This window comes from Streptomyces colwelliae, from assembly GCF_048158785.1.
Taxonomy (GTDB): Bacteria; Actinomycetota; Actinomycetes; order Streptomycetales; family Streptomycetaceae; genus Streptomyces.
Map to the genome: position 1 here is coordinate 1 of NZ_JBLTJC010001093.1, position 379 is coordinate 379.

The following is a 379-nucleotide window of genomic DNA, read 5'->3' on the forward strand; positions in this document are numbered from 1 at the left end:
CGCCCGCAGCGACTCCGTACGGCCGCTGCCCGGCGGGCCCTCGATCAGCAGATGCGGTCCCTCGGTGGCGAGGTCCACGCTGACCGGCCCGCGGGGACCGGCCCCGAGCACCGCCCAGGCCCGCCCGCCGATCGCGTCCTTGTCGTCCCCCGCGTCCGCCCAACGCGTCAGCAGGGACGCCGGGGTGGCCCGCGCCAGCCCCAACTCGTCCAGCAGCCGCGCCGATTGAGGCAACGGCGCCGACACACGCGCGTGCCGCTCGCTCGCGGGCCCGTCCGCCCTGAGCGGCGCGAGTGCCCGCGCGAACCGCTCGGCCCACGCCAGCGAGACGGCGTCCACAGCGGCGATGGTGCCGTTGCCCACGGGGCCGGGGCCGGTG

General features: G+C 78.6%; 1 pseudogene. It reads right to left on the reverse strand.

The features are described 5' to 3' along the window. Positions 1–379, reverse strand: a pseudogene (locus ACNFOC_RS55970) (hypothetical protein); the annotation flags it as partial.